This window comes from Brevundimonas sp., assembly GCF_035627475.1.
Classification (GTDB): Bacteria; Pseudomonadota; Alphaproteobacteria; order Caulobacterales; family Caulobacteraceae; genus Brevundimonas.
In genome coordinates, this window is the sequence record NZ_DASPLR010000021.1 from 45,208 (window position 1) to 63,324 (window position 18,117).

Annotated in this window: 20 protein-coding genes; 5 read left to right on the forward strand and 15 right to left on the reverse strand. The window is 68.6% G+C overall.

Going from position 1 to position 18,117, the window contains the following annotated elements; all coding sequences use genetic code 11:
* Nucleotides 1-32: 32 nt before the first annotated feature.
* Nucleotides 33-980 carry a hypothetical protein gene (locus VEA62_RS04985; RefSeq protein ID WP_324819211.1) on the reverse strand — a complete coding sequence of 316 codons (948 nt, stop codon included), beginning with the start codon at nt 978-980 and terminating at the stop codon, nt 33-35.
* Nucleotides 981-1,043: 63 nt separating this feature from the next.
* Here VEA62_RS04985 and trmFO point away from each other — a divergent pair, with 63 nt between their 5' ends.
* The 3 genes from trmFO (at nt 1,044) to VEA62_RS05000 (ending at nt 4,666) form a co-directional block, all read left to right on the forward strand.
* Nucleotides 1,044-2,429, forward strand: a complete 1,386-nt coding sequence (trmFO, locus tag VEA62_RS04990; protein ID WP_324819214.1) for a methylenetetrahydrofolate--tRNA-(uracil(54)-C(5))-methyltransferase (FADH(2)-oxidizing) TrmFO — start codon at nt 1,044-1,046, stop codon at nt 2,427-2,429.
* Nucleotides 2,430-2,501: 72 nt separating this feature from the next.
* Complete coding sequence (locus VEA62_RS04995; RefSeq protein ID WP_324819217.1) at nt 2,502-3,752, forward strand: hypothetical protein; 1,251 nt, start codon at nt 2,502-2,504, stop codon at nt 3,750-3,752.
* Nucleotides 3,753-3,778: 26 nt separating this feature from the next.
* The gene (locus VEA62_RS05000; protein ID WP_324819220.1) at nt 3,779-4,666 is read left to right on the forward strand and encodes an oxygenase MpaB family protein; all 888 of its coding nucleotides are present in this window, start codon (nt 3,779-3,781) and stop codon (nt 4,664-4,666) included.
* Nucleotides 4,667-4,980: 314 nt separating this feature from the next.
* Here the strand turns inward: VEA62_RS05000 and VEA62_RS05005 are convergent, their stop codons facing one another.
* The 11 genes from VEA62_RS05005 to ccoN all read right to left on the reverse strand — a co-directional run bounded on the left by VEA62_RS05005 (nt 4,981) and on the right by ccoN (nt 15,235).
* Entirely contained in the window at nt 4,981-6,177 is a 1,197-nt protein-coding gene (locus VEA62_RS05005; protein WP_324819222.1) for an acyl-CoA dehydrogenase family protein, read from the reverse strand.
* 80 nt (nt 6,178-6,257) lie between these two features.
* The gene (locus VEA62_RS05010) at nt 6,258-6,563 is read right to left on the reverse strand and encodes an SCP2 sterol-binding domain-containing protein (RefSeq protein ID WP_324819225.1); all 306 of its coding nucleotides are present in this window, start codon (nt 6,561-6,563) and stop codon (nt 6,258-6,260) included.
* 95 nt (nt 6,564-6,658) lie between these two features.
* Nucleotides 6,659-7,303: a hypothetical protein gene (locus tag VEA62_RS05015; protein ID WP_324819228.1), complete on the reverse strand. Its 645-nt coding sequence runs from the start codon at nt 7,301-7,303 to the stop codon at nt 6,659-6,661.
* A gap of 156 nt (nt 7,304-7,459) precedes the next feature.
* A complete protein-coding gene (gene ccoS / locus VEA62_RS05020) occupies nt 7,460-7,627 on the reverse strand; it encodes a cbb3-type cytochrome oxidase assembly protein CcoS (protein ID WP_324819231.1) in 168 nt (55 codons plus the stop codon).
* Complete coding sequence (locus tag VEA62_RS05025) at nt 7,624-9,798, reverse strand: heavy metal translocating P-type ATPase (protein ID WP_324819233.1); 2,175 nt, start codon at nt 9,796-9,798, stop codon at nt 7,624-7,626. Before VEA62_RS05025 ends, ccoS begins: the two co-directional genes overlap by 4 nt.
* A complete protein-coding gene (locus VEA62_RS05030; RefSeq protein ID WP_324819235.1) occupies nt 9,789-10,277 on the reverse strand; it encodes a FixH family protein in 489 nt (162 codons plus the stop codon). The genes VEA62_RS05025 and VEA62_RS05030 overlap by 10 nt, the downstream gene beginning before the upstream one ends.
* Nucleotides 10,274-11,764 carry a cytochrome c oxidase accessory protein CcoG gene (gene ccoG / locus VEA62_RS05035; RefSeq protein ID WP_324819237.1) on the reverse strand — a complete coding sequence of 497 codons (1,491 nt, stop codon included), beginning with the start codon at nt 11,762-11,764 and terminating at the stop codon, nt 10,274-10,276. Before ccoG ends, VEA62_RS05030 begins: the two co-directional genes overlap by 4 nt.
* Entirely contained in the window at nt 11,761-12,663 is a 903-nt protein-coding gene (ccoP, locus tag VEA62_RS05040; RefSeq protein WP_324819240.1) for a cytochrome-c oxidase, cbb3-type subunit III, read from the reverse strand. The genes ccoG and ccoP overlap by 4 nt, the downstream gene beginning before the upstream one ends.
* Nucleotides 12,656-12,829: a cbb3-type cytochrome c oxidase subunit 3 gene (locus VEA62_RS05045; RefSeq protein ID WP_324819243.1), complete on the reverse strand. Its 174-nt coding sequence runs from the start codon at nt 12,827-12,829 to the stop codon at nt 12,656-12,658. Before VEA62_RS05045 ends, ccoP begins: the two co-directional genes overlap by 8 nt.
* Nucleotides 12,826-13,563: a cytochrome-c oxidase, cbb3-type subunit II gene (gene ccoO, locus VEA62_RS05050; protein ID WP_324819246.1), complete on the reverse strand. Its 738-nt coding sequence runs from the start codon at nt 13,561-13,563 to the stop codon at nt 12,826-12,828. The genes VEA62_RS05045 and ccoO overlap by 4 nt, the downstream gene beginning before the upstream one ends.
* A 10-nt stretch (nt 13,564-13,573) precedes the next feature.
* Nucleotides 13,574-15,235 carry a cytochrome-c oxidase, cbb3-type subunit I gene (ccoN, locus tag VEA62_RS05055; protein ID WP_414641825.1) on the reverse strand — a complete coding sequence of 554 codons (1,662 nt, stop codon included), beginning with the start codon at nt 15,233-15,235 and terminating at the stop codon, nt 13,574-13,576.
* A 193-nt stretch (nt 15,236-15,428) separates the two neighbouring features.
* On the opposite strand from ccoN, the gene VEA62_RS05060 reads away from it, so the two are divergent.
* Nucleotides 15,429-15,656, forward strand: coding sequence for a hypothetical protein (locus tag VEA62_RS05060; RefSeq protein ID WP_324819250.1), 228 nt, complete (start codon nt 15,429-15,431; stop codon nt 15,654-15,656).
* A gap of 28 nt (nt 15,657-15,684) precedes the next feature.
* Here VEA62_RS05060 and VEA62_RS05065 read toward each other — a convergent pair whose 3' ends face one another.
* Complete coding sequence (locus tag VEA62_RS05065; protein WP_324819253.1) at nt 15,685-16,077, reverse strand: response regulator; 393 nt, start codon at nt 16,075-16,077, stop codon at nt 15,685-15,687.
* Nucleotides 16,074-16,760, reverse strand: coding sequence for a helix-turn-helix domain-containing protein (locus VEA62_RS05070; RefSeq protein ID WP_324819256.1), 687 nt, complete (start codon nt 16,758-16,760; stop codon nt 16,074-16,076). The genes VEA62_RS05065 and VEA62_RS05070 overlap by 4 nt, the downstream gene beginning before the upstream one ends.
* A 155-nt stretch (nt 16,761-16,915) precedes the next feature.
* Here VEA62_RS05070 and VEA62_RS05075 point away from each other — a divergent pair, with 155 nt between their 5' ends.
* Nucleotides 16,916-17,617, forward strand: coding sequence for a Crp/Fnr family transcriptional regulator (locus VEA62_RS05075; RefSeq protein ID WP_324819259.1), 702 nt, complete (start codon nt 16,916-16,918; stop codon nt 17,615-17,617).
* Between the two features lie 72 nt (nt 17,618-17,689).
* On the opposite strand, the gene VEA62_RS05080 is transcribed toward VEA62_RS05075, so the two are convergent.
* Nucleotides 17,690-18,091, reverse strand: a complete 402-nt coding sequence (locus VEA62_RS05080) for a pseudoazurin (protein WP_324819262.1) — start codon at nt 18,089-18,091, stop codon at nt 17,690-17,692.
* Nucleotides 18,092-18,117: the final 26 nt, after the last annotated feature.

An 18,117-nucleotide genomic window follows, 5' to 3' on the forward strand; every position in this document is an offset into this window, starting at 1 on the left:
GTCCCTCCAGGTCGCCAAACCGGCTGCAGGTGTCAGGCGAAGGTATCCGCGCTCGGCTTCATTCCCAGAATGTCGCGGTAGGCGACGGCCGGCGGCGCGAGGAAGATGGCGTACGTCAGGGCCGAGAAGAGGGAGTTGATCACCAGGTTGGCGATGATCGCCGGAGTCAGGAAGGTGGCGATCGAGGTGTAGTCCGCCTGCATCGACTCCAGCATGTTGAAGATGTTGGTTCCGCTGCCCCCGCCCAGTCCCATCATCACCGCCATGGTGATCAGGGCGCCGAGAATCGAGACCACGATGCCGAGGATGCCGGCCACGATGTAGCAGCCCAGCAGCGACCAGAAATGCCCCTTGGTCGCGCCCCACGATTCGAAGATGCGGATGCGCCCTTCGTTGAAGGTCATCGGTCCCGCGAACGAGAATTTGGTCCAGAAGGCCAGGGTGGCGAAGATCATGGCGATGTAGACGAGGATCATCAGGACCACGAAGGCGATCCCCGCGCCGACGCCCTCGCCGCCCATCCCGATGCCGACACCGACGATTCCACCGACGATGCCGAGTAGCAGGACGATGCAGAAGGTCGCCACGATGCCAAGGAGGAAGAGGACGAGAAGCACGACAGCCATGCGCAATTCGGTGGCGCCCAGCCTCAGATAGCCGAAGGCGGACTCGGCGGGGCGAAGCACCGTCCGATAGACCGCCGAGGTGAAGACGGCGAAGACCAGAAGCGCGACGGGCGTCAGGAAGGCGTAGAGCGCGGCCATCTGACCGAGCATCGCGAACGCCTCAGACGGGTCGGCGCTCGATTCGCGGCTCATGGTCATGAACTGGTTCAGCGTTCCGCCGAACATGGCCACCATGCCGACCGATGAGACCAGGCTGATCATCAGCGACGCCGCCGCCCAGATCAGCATCGCCCTGGGCTTCTCGCGCGCGATGCGGAAGCCCTCGAGCGCCGCGTCCATTGCCTGAAATGCCATATGTCTTCCCCCGGTAAGCGCGCCAGCCTAGCCCAGCCCGCGCCTCCCGGCTAGAAGCCCGGCATGACCTCCTCCCCCTCCCCTGTCCATGTCGTCGGCGGCGGCCTCGCCGGCTCCGAGGCCGCCTGGCAGATCGCCAGGGCGGGCGTGCCCGTCGTCCTGCACGAGATGCGCGGCGTGCCCGGCGTGAAGACCGACGCCCACCACACCGACGGCCTGGCCGAGCTGGTCTGCTCCAATTCCTTCCGGTCGGACGACTGGGAATACAACGCGGTCGGCCTGCTGCACGCCGAGATGCGGGCGCTGGACTCGGTGATCATGGCCTGCGGCGACGCCAACCAGGTGCCGGCCGGCGGGGCGCTGGCGGTGGACCGCGAGGGTTTCTCGCAAGCCGTGACGGCGAAGCTGGAGGCGCACCCGCTGGTCACCATCGTGCGCGAAGAGATCGCCGGCCTGCCGCCCAAGGACTGGGACAATGTCATCGTCGCCACCGGACCGCTGACCTCCCCCGCCCTCGCCGACGCCATCCTGAAGACGACGGGCGAGGAGAGCCTCAGCTTCTTCGACGCCATCGCCCCCATCGTCCACGCCGACTCGATCGACTTCGACATCGCCTGGCGGCAGTCGCGTTACGACAAGGAGGGACCGGGCGGGGACGCCGCGGCCTACGTCAACTGCCCGATGAACCGCGAGCAGTACGAGGCCTTCATCGACGCCCTGCTGGCCGGACCCAAGGCCGAGTTCAAGGACTGGGAGAACGTCCCCTATTTCGACGGCTGCCTGCCGATCGAGGTCATGGCCGAGCGCGGCCGCGAGACCCTGCGCCACGGTCCGATGAAGCCCGTCGGCCTGACCAATCCGCGCGACCCCCAGGTCAAGGCCCACGCCATCGTCCAGCTGCGCCAGGACAATGCGCTGGGCACCCTGTTCAACATGGTCGGCTTCCAGACCAAGCTGAAGCATGGGGCCCAGGCAGAGGTGTTCCGCATGATCCCCGGCCTGCAGGACGCCCAGTTCGCGCGGCTGGGCGGACTGCACCGCAACACCTTCCTCAATTCGCCGAAGCTGCTGGACCGCCAGCTGCGGCTGAAGGCCATGCCGCGCCTGCGCTTCGCGGGACAGGTGACGGGCGTCGAGGGCTATGTCGAGAGCGCCGCCATGGGCCTGCTCACCGGCCGGCTGGCGGCGGCCCAGGCGCTCGGCCGAGACCTCGCCCCGCCGCCGCCCGAGACCGCCATGGGGGCGCTGGTCGAACACATCACCGGCGGCCATCTGGAAGGCTCGAAATTCCAGCCGATGAACATCAACTACGGCCTTCTGCCGCCGCTGGAGGCGCCGAAGGTCGACGCCGAGGGTCGGCGGATCAATCCCAAGGACCGCGGGCGGGCGAAGAAGCGGCTGATGAGCCTGCGGGCCATCGAGGCGCTGAAGGCGTGGCGGGACGCGTGAAATCACGTCAAGGTGGAGCCCGCGTCTTAGTGATCACAGAGAGCGAAAATGCGGATTTCAAGGCGCGGAGTCGTGAGCGCGGCGGCGATTGCTCCCTTGATCGCGGCGGTCGCCCCGGCCGGGGCCGCACAGCGCGAAACCGTCCCGGCGCAAATGCTTCTGGCCAGTGAAGGCCGCTACCTCCCCCGCTGGCTGGAACTGACCGATGAGGCGGGCGAACGGGCACGGCTGGAACAGCAGTACGGCGGCGAGCAAGAGTGGATTCCGCACGTCCTGCGCGACGGGATCACCCAATACGCCAGCTTCCTGAGCGCCGAGAAGATCGCCTTCCGGGCGCAAAATTCAAGCACAGCTCCTTTGGAGCCTGACGCCTATGAGGCGGTGGAGGCGGTGGAGGCCATCGCTCGCGCGGCAGCCGACCGGCGCGTGGTCATGCTCAACGAGGCGCACAACGCTTCGCGCCACCGCGCCCTGTTGGGGCGTCTGCTGCCCAGACTGCGCGCGGATGGCTTCACCCACCTCGCGGCCGAAGCCTTCACGCCCGCGGTGGCGACGCTGGCCCGCGGGGATCCGGTGGGCATGGGGGTTGGCTGGTATGTGCAAGACCCGGTCTTCGCCGAGGCGGTCCGGGAAGCGCTGGCGCTCGGCTACCGCCTCGTCGCTTACGAGCAGCGTGAGGAACAGCGCGCGTCCGGATCGCCACTGAGCAACGCAAATTTCGTTTCCCGCGAACAGGCCCAGGCAGATAACCTCGCCGCGGTGTTGGCGCGCGAGCCCGACGCCAAGGTGCTTGTCTTCGCGGGCTATGGGCACATCGCCGAGCAAACCGGCGGGGGGATGTTCGCGGCCCGTTTCAGGCGCGATACGGGCATCGATCCGCTGACCGTGGGCCAGTCCGGCGTCGGCGCCTTCGGGCCGCACGTTGAGGACGCCCCGCCGGTTCGCGCCCTGCTTGAGCGCTTCCGACCCGACGGCGCCGTGGTGCTGATGCCCAAATCGCCCCAGCCGGGGGCGCTGACCGGCGAGGAGACTGACCTGATCGTGCTGCACCCATCCGTCGCGGACGTGGACGGCCGGCCGGGCTGGCTGGCCCGCGACGCCGAACGGCGGCGACAGCCGATCGAAGTCCCGGCTGGCGCCGGCCCGCGGCTGCTTCAGGCCCTCCACCATGGCGATCCCGATCCGGCCATCCCTGCCGACCAATTTCTCGTTCCCAATGAAGGCGGCGCCTCAGTCCTGTGGCTGCGGCCGGGGCGGTATCGGATACGGCTTGAGACAGCGGCCGGGTTCGTGGCGCTGGACGAAATCGAGGTCCAATCCTGAGCGCCCAAAGGGTATAGACGGCGCCCATGCCGCCCTTTGATCCCGTCAAGGCCCTGATCCGCCAGAAGATCACCGACGTCTTCAACGACGCCTCGAAGGGCGAGCGCCCGGTGCTGCGGCGCGCCGACGCCCTGTTTCCACCGGACTCGGTGGCGTGGAAGGTCAACGGCGATGTGGTCACCATGATGATCGGCGGCGTCTCCGGCCTGCTGCTGCAGATGCTGCATCCGGCCGTGCTGGCCGGGGTCTGGGACCATTCCGACTTCCGCGCCGACATGCACGGGCGGCTGCGGCGGACGGCGAAATTCATCGCCGTGACCACCTATGACCACGCGGAGGCCGGGCGCGCCGCCATCGACAGGGTGAACCGCATTCACAAGAAGCTGAGGGGTGTTCTGCCCGATGGAACGCCCTACCGGGTCAGCGATCCGGAACTGCTGGCCTGGGTGCATGTGACCGAGACCATCAGCTTTCTCGACGCCTGGATCCGCTACGCCGAGCCGCGCATGCCGCGGGCCGAGCAGGACGCCTATTTCGCCGAGACGGCCCGGATCGGCGAGGCCCTCCACGCCGATCCCCTGCCCCGCAGCCGGGCCGAGGCGGAGGCCCTGATCCGGTCGTTCCGGCCCAGGCTGCGCGCCGACGCCCGGACGCACGAGGTGGCGGCCATGGTGATGCGGCAGACGGTCGGCATGCCGGCGGTCGATCTCGCGGCGGGGGTGATCATGCAGGCCGGCCTCGACCTGCTGCCGGACTGGGCCCGGGCCATGCACGCCCAGCCGCGCGCCCACCCGCGCGCCCTGCCGACGCGGCTGGTGCGCGGCGGCGCGCTGACGACGGCGCGCTTCCTGCGCTGGGCCTTCGACGGCTCGCCGAACCGCCGCGTGCACCCGGACGATGTGACCGGCTACTAGCCGGCGCCGCCCGCCCCACTGCTGGCTATTCCACGACTGCTATCAAAGTAGCGCTGACAGAGCCGCGCGATAACAAGGGGTTGCCGATTTCTCGAACCGATCTGCCCGCCTGGGGAACGGACGGGCGCATACTGTCGCTCGCGCGCCTTCCTGCGGGAGGGCGCCGGGTCTTTGACAACCGAATCCTTCGTCGCGCCGCCGCCAGGCACGGCCTTGTCCGATGCCGACTCTGCCGACTCTGCCCCCCCTGATCTCCTCGGCGTGAATGCCGACCCTGCCGACTCCGCCACACCGTTTTTTTCGGCGGACGGCTCTCAGGTGGCCTTGCCGTATTCCAGCCGGGCGATGGTGCGGTTGTGGACCTCGTCGGGCCCGTCGGCGATGCGCAGGGTGCGGACCATGGCGTACATCTCGGCCAGCGGGGTGTCGGCGGAAACCCCGGCCCCGCCGTAGGCCTGGATGGCGTCGTCGATGATCTGCAGCGCCATGCGCGGGGCGGCGACCTTGATCTGGGCGATCTCGGACTTGGCGTTCTTGGCGCCGCCGTTGTCCATCATCCACGCGGCCTTGAGCACCAGCAGCCGGCACATCTCGATCTGCGTCCGCGCCTCGCCAACGCGCTGTTCCCAGACGGAGTGCTCGGCCAGGGTCTTGCGGAAGGCGGTGCGCGACAGCAACCGCTGGCACATCAACTCCAGCGCGCGTTCGGCCGCTCCGATGACCCTCATGCAATGATGGATGCGGCCCGGGCCGAGCCGGCCCTGGGCGATCTCGAAGCCGCGGCCCTCGCCGGCGATCAGGTTCTCGACGGGGACGCGGACGTTCTCCAGCACCACCTCGGCGTGGCCGATCGGGCGCTCGTCATAGCCGAAGACGGAGAGCATGCGCTCGACCCGGAAGCCGGGGGTGTCGACAGGGACGATGATCTGCGACTGCTGGGTGTGGACCGAGGCGTCGGGGTCGGTCTTGCCCATGACGATGGTCACCGCGACGTTGGGGTGGCCCATGTTGGTCGACCACCATTTGCGGCCGTTGATGACGTAGTGATCGCCGTCGCGTTCGATCCGGGTCTGGATGTTGGTGGCGTCGGACGAGGCCACCTCGGGCTCGGTCATCAGGAAGGCCGAGCGGATCTCGCCGGCCATCAGCGGCTTGAGCCATTTCTCCTGCTGCTCGGCGTTCCCGTACATATGAAGGACTTCCATATTGCCGGTGTCCGGGGCGTTGCAGTTGAACACCTCGGCCGACCACAGGGCGCGGCCCATCTGTTCGGCCAGCGGGGCGTATTCCAGATTGGTCAGGCCGGCGCCGTGTTCGCCGGGCAGGAACATGTTCCACAGGCCGGCCTCGCGAGCCTGGGCCTTCATCTCCTCCATGACCGGCGGCTGACGCGTGTGGTCCTCGCGAACCTGGGCCCAGTATTCGGCCGAGCGCGGCAGGACCCTGTCCTCCATGAAGCGGCGCACGCGCTCCTGCCAGTGCAGGGCCTTGTCGCTGGGGCGGAAGTCCATGGCGGAATCCTTCTTGGAAAGACAAACGGCGCGGCATCCGTGGGACACCGCGCCGTCGAGGTCGTTGTCTCAGGTCAAGCTCAGCGCTTCAGCAGCGGGGCCAGCTTCTGGGCGATCATCATGTCGCCGGCGATCTTCAGCTTGCCCTGCATGAAGGCCATCATCGGGTCGAGCTGGCCGTTCGACAGGGCCATGAAGTCGTCCCACGACATCGAGACCGTCGCGTCGGCGGGCTTGTCCTCATTGGTCACGGTGTTCGGGACCGAGGCGCCGTCGATGAAGATCTTGCCGGCGTCGCCCAGGTCGATCTTCACGGTCTTGCCCAGACCGGAGTTGTCGCCCACGGCGCCGCGGATGTGTTCGGTGACTTGGGCCAGATCGGCCATGGTGCGTCTCCTGACGAGGTTGAGCCACCGACCTAGACCGCGTGGACGCGCGTGCCAAGATCACGTCAGGTCAAGTTGATGCGACACCGCTGCGATCATGGCCGCCAGTCTTCGGAACCGGACAGCCGTTCGGGTTCGGCCACGGCATCCGGCATGCGATCGTCGCCGGCGGCCTCGCGCCAGCCGGCGCGCCGCCGATCACTCTGACCATCGCTCTGGCCTGACCCTCGGTCGTCGCCCCACCGGCGCCCGTCGTCGCGGCGCCTGTCCCGTTCTTCGCGGCGAGCTTCGCGCTCCTCCCATGCCTGACGATCCAGCGCTTCGAGCCGGGCCCGACGAGCGGCCCGCTCTGCCTGGTAGTCCCTGCGCGGGGCATCGAACCCGAACCAGCGGCCAGCGTCACGGCGGGGCCTCGACGCCTCCGGTCGCGGCGGTTCGGCCGCCACCTCTTCGACGGCGGGTCTCCGCCACGGTGGCGGCGGCAGCGGCGGCAGATCTTCGATCCAGCCCTCGGCCGACGCCCGGATTACATCGGTCAGGGGCGGCGGCGGAGGCGGGACGCCCTGGAAGCCATCGACCAGTTCGCCCACGTCCATGCGCGCGCCGGGGATGATGTCGGGCTCGACGGGATGCACCACCTCTATCCGGAGCCGCTCGCTGGCGGTGACAGGACGCGGCCCCGGCAGGTCGACGGCGCGCAGGCCCACCAGACCAAACGCCGCCGCCGCGAGGGCGGACAACGCCGCCAGGTGCGGCCGGCGAAACCTCACCCGCGCGGGCGGCCTGGAGACGACGGGAGGATCGGAACGAGACTGGGACATGAGAGGCCGCGAGGGGTTGCTCCATCAAATCCCTCAGCGGCGTCGAGGTTCACGAATGTGACCGGCGCCTTCGCTTCACCCCTGGTCGTCGGGACCTTCGGCGTCGGTGTCGTCGATGAGAATTCTCGCCGCGGCCCCCTCGATGTCCTCGTACTGATCGGCGCGAAGGGTCCAGAGGAAGGCGCCCACGGCGATCAGGCCAAGCAGCACCGAAAACGGCGCCAGCAGGAAGATGATGTTCATCGCCCGCTCCTCACTCGAAGCGCGTTGAGCGTCACGACCAGCGACGATCCCGACATCGCCAGGGCGGCGACGAACGGATTGACGAAACCGAGCATCGCAGCCGGCGCCGCGACAAGGTTGTAGAGGGCCGCGAAGCCGAAATTCTCGAGCGCCCGGCGGCGCGCCGACCGGGCCGTATCGATGGCCTCGACGACCGCCATCAGCGCGTCGTTCGTGAGCACCAGGTCAGCGGCGTTCTGGCTCGCCTCGAGCGCCGATCCGGGGGCGATGGCGGCGTGGGCCCGCGCCAGGGCGGCGGCGTCGTTGAGGCCGTCCCCCACCATCAGGACCTTGCGGCCGGCGGCGGTCAGATGGTCGATCGCCTCGGACTTCTCCTCCGGCAGCATGCCGGCCTTCCACGTGGCCAGGCCGACCGTCTCCGCGACGGTCCTGACGGCGCCGACCTGGTCGCCCGACATGATCTCCGCCGTGACGCCCCGGGCTTTCAGCGCCTCGACCGCGGCGGCGGCGTCAGGGCGAACGACGTCGGAGAACTGGAGCCGGGTCTTCTCCGAGTCCTCGAAGCCGAACCACAGCTCCGTCTCGCCGGAACGCAGGGTCGGAACGCCCACAAAGGCGGCCCGGCCAAGCCGCGCCCGCCGGCCGTCGATGACGCCCTCGACCCCGAGTCCGGCGTGTTCGACGACGTTGGCGGCGACAGGTCCGTCTCCGGCGGCGCGGGCGATGGCGCGGGCCATCGGGTGGCTCGAGGCCCGGGCCAGCGGAGCGGCCATGGCGATGACCTCCTGAGGCGCCCCGACCAGCGCCGGCCGCCCCTCGGTCAGCACGCCCGTCTTGTCGAAAACCACGTGGTCGATTTCGGCGAGCCTCTCCAGCGCGGCGCCGGACTTGACCAGAACGCCTCGCCGGAAGAGCCGCGCCGAGGCCACGATCTGCACCGCCGGGACGGCCAGCCCGAGCGCACAGGGACAGGTGACGATCAGGACGGCGACCGCCCTGATCAGCGCTTCGCGGGGATCCAGCCCCAGGGCCCAGCCGCCCGCGAAGGTCGCCAGGGCCGCCGCGTGCACCACCGGCACATAGAGGGCGGCGGCGCGATCCGCGAGACGGACATAGCGCGAGCGCGACTGGGCGCCCGCCTCGACCAGCCGGGCGATGGCGGCGAGCGTGGAGTCTTCCGACCGGGCGCTGGCGCGCAACGTCAGCAGCCCGGTGGTGTTGACGGCGCCGGCGCGGCACAGCTGTCCCGGCCCCACGCGCTCCGGCGCGCTCTCGCCGGTCAGAAGGCTGTTGTCGATCAGCGCCTCGCCCTCCTCGAGCGTCGCGTCCACCGGAATGCGGTCGCCGGGGCGCACGCGCAGGATGTCGCCGGGACGGACGTCGCCGAGCGGAATCGATCGCTCGTGTCCCGAACCGTCGACGACGCAGGCGGCGGGAGCCTGAAGCGCCAGCAGATCGCCGGCGGCGCTGCGCGCCCTGGCCCGCAGAACATGATCGAGCCACCGCCCGATCAGCAGCAGGAACAGCAACGAGACGGCAGCGTCGAAATAGGCGTCCCGGCCATTCAGGATGGTCTCGGAGAAGCTGATCGCCAGCGTCAGGATGACGCCGACCGAGATCGGCACGTCCATGTTCGCCCGGCCGGAGCGCAGCGAGCGCCAGGCCGACTGGAAGAAGGGCATGCCCGCGAAGACGGCGCAGGGCGCGCCGACCGCCGCCGACATCCACATCATCATGGTGCGGGTCGCGGGGCCCAGCTCCTGGTCGAAGAGCCCGGCCCAGATCGGCACCGAGAACATCATGGCGTTCATCGCGCCGAAGCCGGCCACGGCCAGGGCGAGGATCAGCCGACGGCCCTCGCGGTCGCGCTGGACCAGGGCCGCGCCGGGATCGAACGGCGTCGCCGGATAGCCCAGCCGGTCCAGCGCAGAGATGATCGCCGCGGGATCCATGTCGCCGTCGGTCAGGCCGACGGACAGCCGGCCGGTCGACAGATTCAGGCGGGCGGCCTCGACACCCGGGAGGCGCGACACTTCCCGCTCGATCTTGGAGATGCAGCCGGCGCAGCGCGCGCCCGTCACCAGCAGGTCCAGGCTTGCGCGGCCGTCGTCCCGCTTGCGCAGGAAGGCCGACATGTCAGGCTGGAGCGCCGCGTCGAAGGTCACGGCCATGTCAGTCTCCGTTCGGCCATGAACCGCTGACCGGCGCCGTCGGCGGCCTCGATGTGAACATCCCAGGTTCCGGACAGGCCGCGGGTGGCGGCATAGCGGCCGGGGGCGGTTTCCTGCAGGGCCAGTTCGGTGCGCCCCTGCTCCGTCGCCGGCCGCTGCAAGGTCGCGGAGACCCGCAGACCACCTAGCGGGCGCCGGTCCCGATCCTGCACCACCACCTCCAGTCCTTCCGCCCGCGCCGCCGCGCCGGCGCGCCAGCCCAGCGCCTCCTGGGCCCTCAGCCGCTCCAGTTCGGCGTTGTAGACGAGCCCGGCCTCATAGGGCCGGGCCGCCACCTGGCCCGGGTGCGACCGGTAGGCCATCACCAGGAAGCCGGCGTCGACGCCGACCACCAGTGCGAAGAAGGCGACCACGCCCGCCGCGACGTGCCAGCCCCTGACGGTGAATGGGGGTTTGGCGGCTGATGCAGGCGCGTTCATCGGTTCGGATCCCCATAGTCGAAGGCCGTCGGTACGCTCTTCGTCTCGCCATCGGAGCGGATCTCAAAGGCCGCATCGCGGCTCCCGGCCGCGACCTGGTCGGCGGGGGCGGTGACGAAGATGCGCAGCGGCGTCACGCGGTTGGGCTCGACCTCCACGCGCAAGGGATTCGCGGTCGGCTGGCCCGGGATCTTCAGAACCGCACCAGCAACGCCGGCGTAGCGGATCTCCACAGTCGCGGGCTCGAACCCGTGGTTGGCGATCTTCAGCGTGTAGCCATTGCGCACGGCCCCGTCGTGCAGGCGCACATAGGCCGGATTCCGGTCCCTGATGGCGTGGACTCCGAGCTGCTCGCGGGTGCTGAAGCCCCAGATCATCAGGCCGCCGACCAGGAGCAGCGCCAGCCCATAGTAGAGGGTGCGCGGCCGGATCAGCTTGTGCTCAGGCTTCTGGCCACAGTTCCGCGCCGCGACCGCCGCGTCGGTGTCATAGGCGATCAGGCCCCGCGGACGACCGACCCTGTCCATGATCTCGTTGCAGGCGTCGATGCACAGGCCGCAGTTGATGCACTCCAGCTGGGCGCCGTTGCGGATGTCGATGCCCATCGGACAGACCACGACGCACTGATTGCAGTCGATGCAGTCCCCCCTGCCCTCCCAGGACTCGGTCTTCTTGTGCGGCCCGCGCGGCTCGCCCCGGTCGTACCGATACGTCACCTGGAAGGACTGGTCGTCCAGCATGGCGCCCTGGATGCGCGGCCAGGGGCACATGTAGGTGCACACCTGCTCGCGCATGTGGCCGGCGAAGACGTAGGTGGTGAAGGTCAGGATGGCGCACGAGACATAGGCCGTGATCGGCGCCGTCCCGACCCAGAAGGTGCGGATCAGATTCGGCGCATCATGGAAGTAGAATATCCACGCGCCGCCCGTGCCGAAGGCGACGCCGATCCAGACGAGATGCTTGCCCGCCTTGCGCCACAGCTTGTTGAACGACATCGGGGCGGCGTCGAGCCGCATGCGGGCGTTTCGGTCGCCCTCGAACATCCGCTCGATGTAGATGTAGAGGTCCGTCCAGACCGTCTGCGGGCAGGCGTAGCCGCACCAAAGGCGGCCGAACAGGGCGGTCACCAGGAACAGGGCGAGCGCCGAGAGCACCAGCAGGCCGGTGATGAAATACACCTCCTGCGGCCACAGCTGGATCGTGAAAAAGTAGAAGCGGCCGCCGTCGAAGTCCACCAGGACGGCCTGGTCAGGCAGGGCGCCAGGGCGCTCCCAGCGGATCCAGGGCGTGATGTAGTAAATCGCCAGCATGGCGATCAGCAGCGCCCATTTTATCCAGCGCCAGCGGCCGTGGACCAGCTTGGGGTAGATCGGCACGCGCGCCTTGTAGAGGCCCTTGGGACGAGCCTTTTCACGGTGCTGCTCGGCGACGGAGACCGGACCCGTCGTCTTCGGGCGTTCGCGGGTCCGGTCGATGATGATGGTCATGGCGTAACGGCCGCACCCTCGCCCGTGGAGGCTTCGCCGCCGCCGGAGTTGACGTGGACATAGACAGCGAGGGCCTTGATCACCGCGGGCGAGAAGCGGCCCTCCCAAGTCGGCATGACCCCGTTGCGTCCGTTCTGGATCTGGCCGCGAATGGACTCGCGATCCGATCCGTACAGCCATTCGCGGTCGGTCAGATTCGGCGCGCCCAGGGTCCGGTCGCCCACGCCGGTCGGCGTATGGCAGGCGACGCAGTTGTCGGCATAGAGCTGCTGCGCCCGGCCGACCGCCGCGGCGTCCGCCTGACGTCCCGACAGCGCCATCACATACTCCGTCAGATCGGAGATCTGGCCGTCGTTCAGCATGCCGTCCCGTCCGAAAGCCGGCATCTGCGAGGTGCGCGTCTCGGGGTGGGCCGACCGCACGCCGACGCGGATCGTCTGTTCGATCTCGGCCAGGGAGCCGCCCCACAGCCAGACGTCGTCGCGCAGGTTCGGATAGCCCTTGGCCCCGCCCCCGCCGACGCCGTGGCAGCTGGCGCAGTTGTCGCCGAAGACCGACTGGCCGACGGCGAGCGCATGCGCCTGCAGGTCCGGGTCAGCCTCGATCTGCTCGAGCGACGCCGACATCAGCAGGGCCTCGCCCCGTCCGCGCTGCGCCTGCAGGGCGTTGAGCTGCTCGACCAGATCGACGCGGTCCGATTGCTTCATGAGGCCGGGCGTGTAGCCCCTGAGGCCCGGCCAGGCGGGCATCAGCACCCAGTAGACAATGGCCACGACGATCGAGCCGTAGAAGACCCACAGCCACCAGCGCGGCAGCGGATTGTCCAGCTCCTTGATGCCGTCCCACTCGTGCCCCGTCGTCTCGACGCCGGAGTGTTCGTCGCGCTCGCGTTCAGACATGGTCGTCCTCGTCCTTTTCGAGCGGCAGGTGGGAAAGGCGGCGGAAGGCTTCGCGGTGCTTCGGCCACAGGGCGTAGATCAGGCCGGCGACGAAGACGGCGCCGAAGTAGACGGTGCCGCCCTGCTGGGCGAACCGCGCCACGGTTTCGTAATCGAGGCCGCTCATCGCATGTTGTCCGGGTCTTCGGCCTGATAGGTGCGGAAATCGACCATCGTGCCGAGTTGCTGCAGGTAGGCGATCAGGGCGTCCATCTTGGTCAGCCGCGCCGGGTTGCCGTCGAAATCCCCCTGGACGACACGCGGTCCATAGCGGCCGCGCAGCGCCGAGGTCTCGCTGGCGTAAGGATCCACCTGGGCCCTGAGGTCGGCCTCGGCGTTTTCGATCTGGTCGGCCGTATAGGGCACGCCCACCGCCCGCATGGCCCGCAACTTCTGCCGGATCGCATGCTGGTCCAGGTCCTGATCGGCCAAGAAGGCGTAGGGCGGCATGTTGGATTCCGGCACCACTGACCGCGGATCGGTGAGGTGCTCCTGGTGCCATTCGTTCGAGTATTTGCCGCCGACCCGCGCCAGATCGGGTCCGGTGCGCTTGGACCCCCACTGGAAGGGGTGGTCGTACATGCTCTCGGCGGCGAGGCTGTAGTGGCCGTAGCGCTCGACCTCATCGCGCAGGGGGCGGATCATCTGCGAGTGGCAGCTGTAGCAGCCCTCGCCGATGTAGATGTCGCGGCCAGCCAGTTCGAGCGGCGTATAGGGGCGAACGCCTTCGACCTCCTCGATCGTGCTCTCGACCCAGAACAGGGGCGCGATCTCGACGATGCCGCCGATCGACACCACGATGGTGATCCCGATCACCAGCCAGAACGAGTGCCGCTCGAATTTTGCGTGCTTCTTCCACATGGTGCGATCCTCACTCGGCCGGCAGGAGTTGCGGCTGGATCGTCGTCGCCGGCACGTTCGCGGCGGTGCGCGAGGACGGCATGCGGATCGTCCGCCACAGGTTGTAGGACATGATGAGCGTGCCGCTCAGGAACATCAGGCCGCCGACCGTGCGGATGACGTTCTGGATGTGCTTGGCGGAAACGGTCTCGATGAAGCTGTTCGCGAGGAAGCCGTTGGGCGTGTATTCCCGCCACATCAGGCCTTCCATGATGCCGGAGACCCACATCGCGGTGATGTAGAGAACGATGCCGGTCGTCGCGATCCAGAAATGCCACTCGACCAGGGCGTTCGAATACAGGCGGTCCTTCTTCCACAGCCACGGCACGAGACAGTAGATCGCCCCGAAGGTGATGAAGCCGACCCAGCCCAGGGCGCCGGAGTGGACGTGGCCGATGGTCCAGTCCGTGTAGTGCGACAGGGCGTTGACGGTCCGGATGGACATCAGCGGGCCTTCGAAGGTCGACATGCCGTAGAAGGCGATGGCCACGACCATCATGCGGACGACGGGGTCGGTGCGCAGCTTGTCCCACGCCCCCGACAGGGTCATCAGGCCGTTGATCATCCCGCCCCAGGACGGCATCCACAGCATGATCGAGAAGGTCATGCCCAGGGTCTGCGCCCACTGCGGCAGGGCCGTGTAGTGCAGGTGGTGCGGGCCTGCCCAGATGTAGATGAAGATCAGCGACCAGAAGTGGACGATCGACAGGCGGTAGGAATAGACCGGCCGCTCCACCCGCTTGGGCACGAAATAGTACATCATCGCCAGGAAGCCGGCGGTCAGGAAGAAGCCGACGGCGTTGTGGCCGTACCACCACTGCACCAGGGCGTCCTGGACCCCGCCGAAGGCCGAATAGCTGCGCGCCTCCAGCAGGCCGACCGGCACGGCGGCGTTGTTCACCAGGTGCAGCAGGGCGATGGTGACGATGAAGGCCAGGTAGAACCAGTTGGCCACGTAGATGTGGGGTTCCTTGCGCTTCCAGATCGTGCCCAGGAAGACCAGCAGATAGGCGACCCAGACGATCGTCAGCCACAGGTCGACGTACCATTCCGGCTCGGCGTATTCGCGCGACTGGGTGATGCCGGCGACATAGCCGGTCGCCGCAAGCACGATGAACAGCTGGTAGCCCCAGAACACAAACCAGGGCCAGATTCCGCCCGCCAGCCGTGCCTTGCAGGTGCGCTGCACGACCCAGAAGGACGTGCAGATCAGGGCGTTGCCGCCGAAGGCGAAGATCACTCCGGAGGTGTGCAGCGGGCGCAAACGCCCGAAGTTCAGCCAGCCGTGCTCGGGGAAGTAGAAGATTTCAGGCCACGAAAGCTGCGCGGCGATCAGGACGCCGACCGTCATGCCGATGACGCCCCAGAACATGGTGGCGATCACCCCGGCGCGGACGACCCCGTCCTCGTAACGGTTCGGGTCCGAACGGAAGCGGCCGTTGGCGACGCCGATCGTCATCGCGGCCAGCGCCACGACCGAGGCGGCCATCAGGATATAGCCGTGGAAGCGGAAGGCCGCGTCGTCGGTGAAGGCGGTAGCGAGCAGGGCCACCACCGCCGCGACGCCCACGAACAGGTACAGGGCGACGACGTCGGCCGGCGTGTCGGCATCCCTTGAAACGGTGGTCGGCATTCGGCTGAATCCTCGATGACAGAGGCTCGTGAGTGCCCCGACTCGTCGCCCGCCGCTTTGCGCCAACGCAAAGCCGCTCCCGGAAATCCGTGGCTCAAGGATGTCTCGAGAGGTTCCAATGCAAAGCAGCGACATCCAGGACTCACAAAGATCCGGCGTCATCCTGGTCACGGTCGGCATAGGGATGACGGCCGTGGCTGCCGCAGGCGCGGTCATCGCCGCCGATCACATGGCGCTCGCCGCCAGCCTGTGCGGCCCCGTCGCTTCACACTGCGTCCTGTGCGTCGCCTCGGCCGGAAGCCTGCTCGCATCTGCCGGTGTTTTCGGCAGTGGACTGATGCTGCTGCGGACGACCCCGCTGCGCCAGCGGGCCCGGCAGGCGACGCGCGGCCTCGACGAGGCTCGCCAGCCCGTGGCGTGACGCCGACAGACGCCGGTCTCCCGATATCTCAGTCGTTGCGGGTCAGGGCTCCGCGCACCGCGGTCAGCAAGGCGTCCGTCAGCAGCGGCTTTTCAATGATCGGAACGCCCGCGGCAGCCGCGCGCGCCCTGAGATGAGTGCGCGGATTCGTCGTGATCAGGACCGCGGGCAAGCGGACGTCAGCCGCCCGGAGCCGTTCGAGCAGGCCCAGCCCGTCCAGGCCTGGCAAATGGTAGTCGATGATCAGGCAGCCCTTCGTCGGCAGGTCTCCGGCGCCCAGCAGGCTTTCCGCATCCCTGAAGCTGCGCACGTCCAGCCCTTCAAGGTCGAAGGAGAACTGCACGGCGTGCGCGACGGCGGGGTCGTCATCGACGAGGATGACGGCCGGCCGGGACTCTGGAGTGGAGAGGGAGGCGGTCACGCGCAAATGCATTCCAGCCGGCCGCGCTGAAGCAGGCGCACATGGCGGGTCGAGCGGGCCTCGATGAGGCCCTCGGCCTGCAGCTGTGACAGGGTCCTGGAGACGGTGTGGATGGTCAGGCCGACGTGGTCCGCGATGTCCTGCCGGGTCATTGGCAGGTCAATGAATTCCGGGTGCCCCTGGCGCTCGGCGAAGTCGAGCAGGAAGGCGGCGACCCGCTCGGTCGCGCCCTGCCTGGCGAGGATCAGGGCGTGATCCTCGCTCCGGCGGACGGCGCGGACGGTCACCTGCCAGAGGGCGCGGGCGAGACTGTTGTCCGTGGCGGCGCGATCCGCCAGTTCGGTGCGCTCGATCGCCGAGGCATGGACGGTGCTCAGGGCTTCAGCGGTGGTGCTGTGCTCCACGCCGGCCTCCAGGCCGACGAAATCACCGGCCAGATGGAAGCCGGTCACCTGGCGGCGACCATCGCTGAGAAGGCGATAGCTCACCGCCGCCCCCTTCACGATGCGATAGACCAGCCGAACCGGATCGCCTTGCCGGAACAGTTGCTCGCCCGGCGCGAACGGCGACCGAGGGGCGGCCGACGCATTGGCGAAGGCGCCGCAGAGATGGCAGTCCGGCGTCTCGGTGCGGGGCGTGGCGATCGGCTGGTCCGTGATGTCGCAGATGCGGAGAGCGGTCATGAGGTGGTCCGATGAACTTGAGGCTGCAGATTACGGCCGCGTCCGTCCCCCAGATATTCGGGATTGCTCCCTAGGGGGTTTACCGGAGTCGACGCCGTGGCCCGGAATCGCTCTGCTGGAATGGCCGTCAGCGCCGTCGGCCCCAAGGTTGCGCCATGCCCGTTCCTTTCGACCCGGAAATCCTGAGGCGTTCCGACATGTTCGCCGGCCTGGCGTCCGAGGCGCTCGAGGCCGTCGTCGCGGCGGGATCTGTCAGGCGGCTGGCGGCGGGAACCCGCATTTTCGCCCAGGGAGACCCGGGCGTGAGCGGCCACAGCCTGCTGGAGGGCCGCGTCAAGATCGTCCAGACCCGCGCCGACGGTGGACAGTCTGTCCTGCGCTTTATCGGACCGGGCGAGATGTACGGCACCGTCGCGGCCCTGATGAACCAGGCCTTCCCCGCCGACGCGATCGCCGTCGTCCCGAGCGTGGAAATCTGGTGGACCATCCCCGCGCTGCGCCAGTTGATCCGGCAACACCCGGAGATCGGCCTGCGCTCGACGGCGGCGGCCGGAGCCCGGCTGATGGACCTGCAGAGCCGGATGGGCGAACTGACCGGGGAGCGGGTGGAGCAAAGGATCGCGCGCACCCTGCTGCGCCTGATGGAAAAGGCCGGCAGGCCGACGGGCGCCGGCATCGAGATCGACTTTCCGATCACCCGCCAGGATCTGGCGGAGATGGCCGGCTCGACGCTGCATACGGTCAGCCGCACCCTCGCGGCCCTGGATCAGCGGGGCGTGACCGGAAGCGCCCGCCGCCGGATCATCGTGCGCGACCCCCGCGCCCTTTCCCATCTGGCGGAAAACGGCGTCGGCTGATCCGCTTTCCGCCCCCGAAAAGACTGAGGGCCGACCCCTGCGGGTCGGCCCTCGTTCCCTTGTCGGACCGGATCAGCGAACCCGGGCCAACATCTCGGTGAAGCGCCGCCGCGCCATGGGCGGGGTGCGCGCAACAGCGGTGCGGACGGCCTCGACGTTTGAGGTCGCCGGGCCCACCTGGATCAGCGCCACCATCCCCATGCTGTAGTGAGGCGTGCATTTGACGCCATAGACGCCCGGCTGTGTCACGCGCAGGACGAACTCGCGTCCCATGGGACCGCGCTGGACGGTCACGCCGGCCGGCAGCATTCCGGCGATGGTTTCGGCGTTGTGACCCGGATCGGTGGGCACGAAGCGGATGGTGTCGCCGGGCCGGGCCTGCACGAGAGATGGCGAAAAGACCATCGCGCCGCCGGCGCCCCGGTTCAGCATCTGGACCGTGTGTTCACCGGCCAAGGCCTGACCCGCCACCATGAGCGAGGCTCCTGCCAAGACGACGG

Coding starts and splice junctions, on each gene's coding strand:
- VEA62_RS05000 (WP_324819220.1), top strand. CDS start 3,779: ATGCCGCCCTTTGATCCCGTCAAGGCCCTGATCCGCCAGAAGATCACC.
- VEA62_RS05025 (WP_324819233.1), bottom strand. CDS start 9,798: ATGGCCGTGACCTTCGACGCGGCGCTCCAGCCTGACATGTCGGCCTTC.
- ccoG (WP_324819237.1), bottom strand. CDS start 11,764: ATGACCATCATCATCGACCGGACCCGCGAACGCCCGAAGACGACGGGT.
- ccoN (WP_414641825.1), bottom strand. CDS start 15,235: ATGCCGACCACCGTTTCAAGGGATGCCGACACGCCGGCCGACGTCGTC.
- ccoS (WP_324819231.1), bottom strand. CDS start 7,627: ATGAACATCATCTTCCTGCTGGCGCCGTTTTCGGTGCTGCTTGGCCTG.
- VEA62_RS05075 (WP_324819259.1), top strand. CDS start 16,916: ATGCCCGTTCCTTTCGACCCGGAAATCCTGAGGCGTTCCGACATGTTC.
- VEA62_RS05005 (WP_324819222.1), bottom strand. CDS start 6,177: ATGGACTTCCGCCCCAGCGACAAGGCCCTGCACTGGCAGGAGCGCGTG.
- ccoP (WP_324819240.1), bottom strand. CDS start 12,663: ATGTCTGAACGCGAGCGCGACGAACACTCCGGCGTCGAGACGACGGGG.
- VEA62_RS05010 (WP_324819225.1), bottom strand. CDS start 6,563: ATGGCCGATCTGGCCCAAGTCACCGAACACATCCGCGGCGCCGTGGGC.
- VEA62_RS05070 (WP_324819256.1), bottom strand. CDS start 16,760: ATGACCGCTCTCCGCATCTGCGACATCACGGACCAGCCGATCGCCACG.
- VEA62_RS05080 (WP_324819262.1), bottom strand. CDS start 18,091: ATGGTGGCGGGTCAGGCCTTGGCCGGTGAACACACGGTCCAGATGCTG.
- VEA62_RS05045 (WP_324819243.1), bottom strand. CDS start 12,829: ATGAGCGGCCTCGATTACGAAACCGTGGCGCGGTTCGCCCAGCAGGGC.
- trmFO (WP_324819214.1), top strand. CDS start 1,044: ATGACCTCCTCCCCCTCCCCTGTCCATGTCGTCGGCGGCGGCCTCGCC.
- ccoO (WP_324819246.1), bottom strand. CDS start 13,563: ATGTGGAAGAAGCACGCAAAATTCGAGCGGCACTCGTTCTGGCTGGTG.
- VEA62_RS04985 (WP_324819211.1), bottom strand. CDS start 980: ATGGCATTTCAGGCAATGGACGCGGCGCTCGAGGGCTTCCGCATCGCG.
- VEA62_RS05030 (WP_324819235.1), bottom strand. CDS start 10,277: ATGAACGCGCCTGCATCAGCCGCCAAACCCCCATTCACCGTCAGGGGC.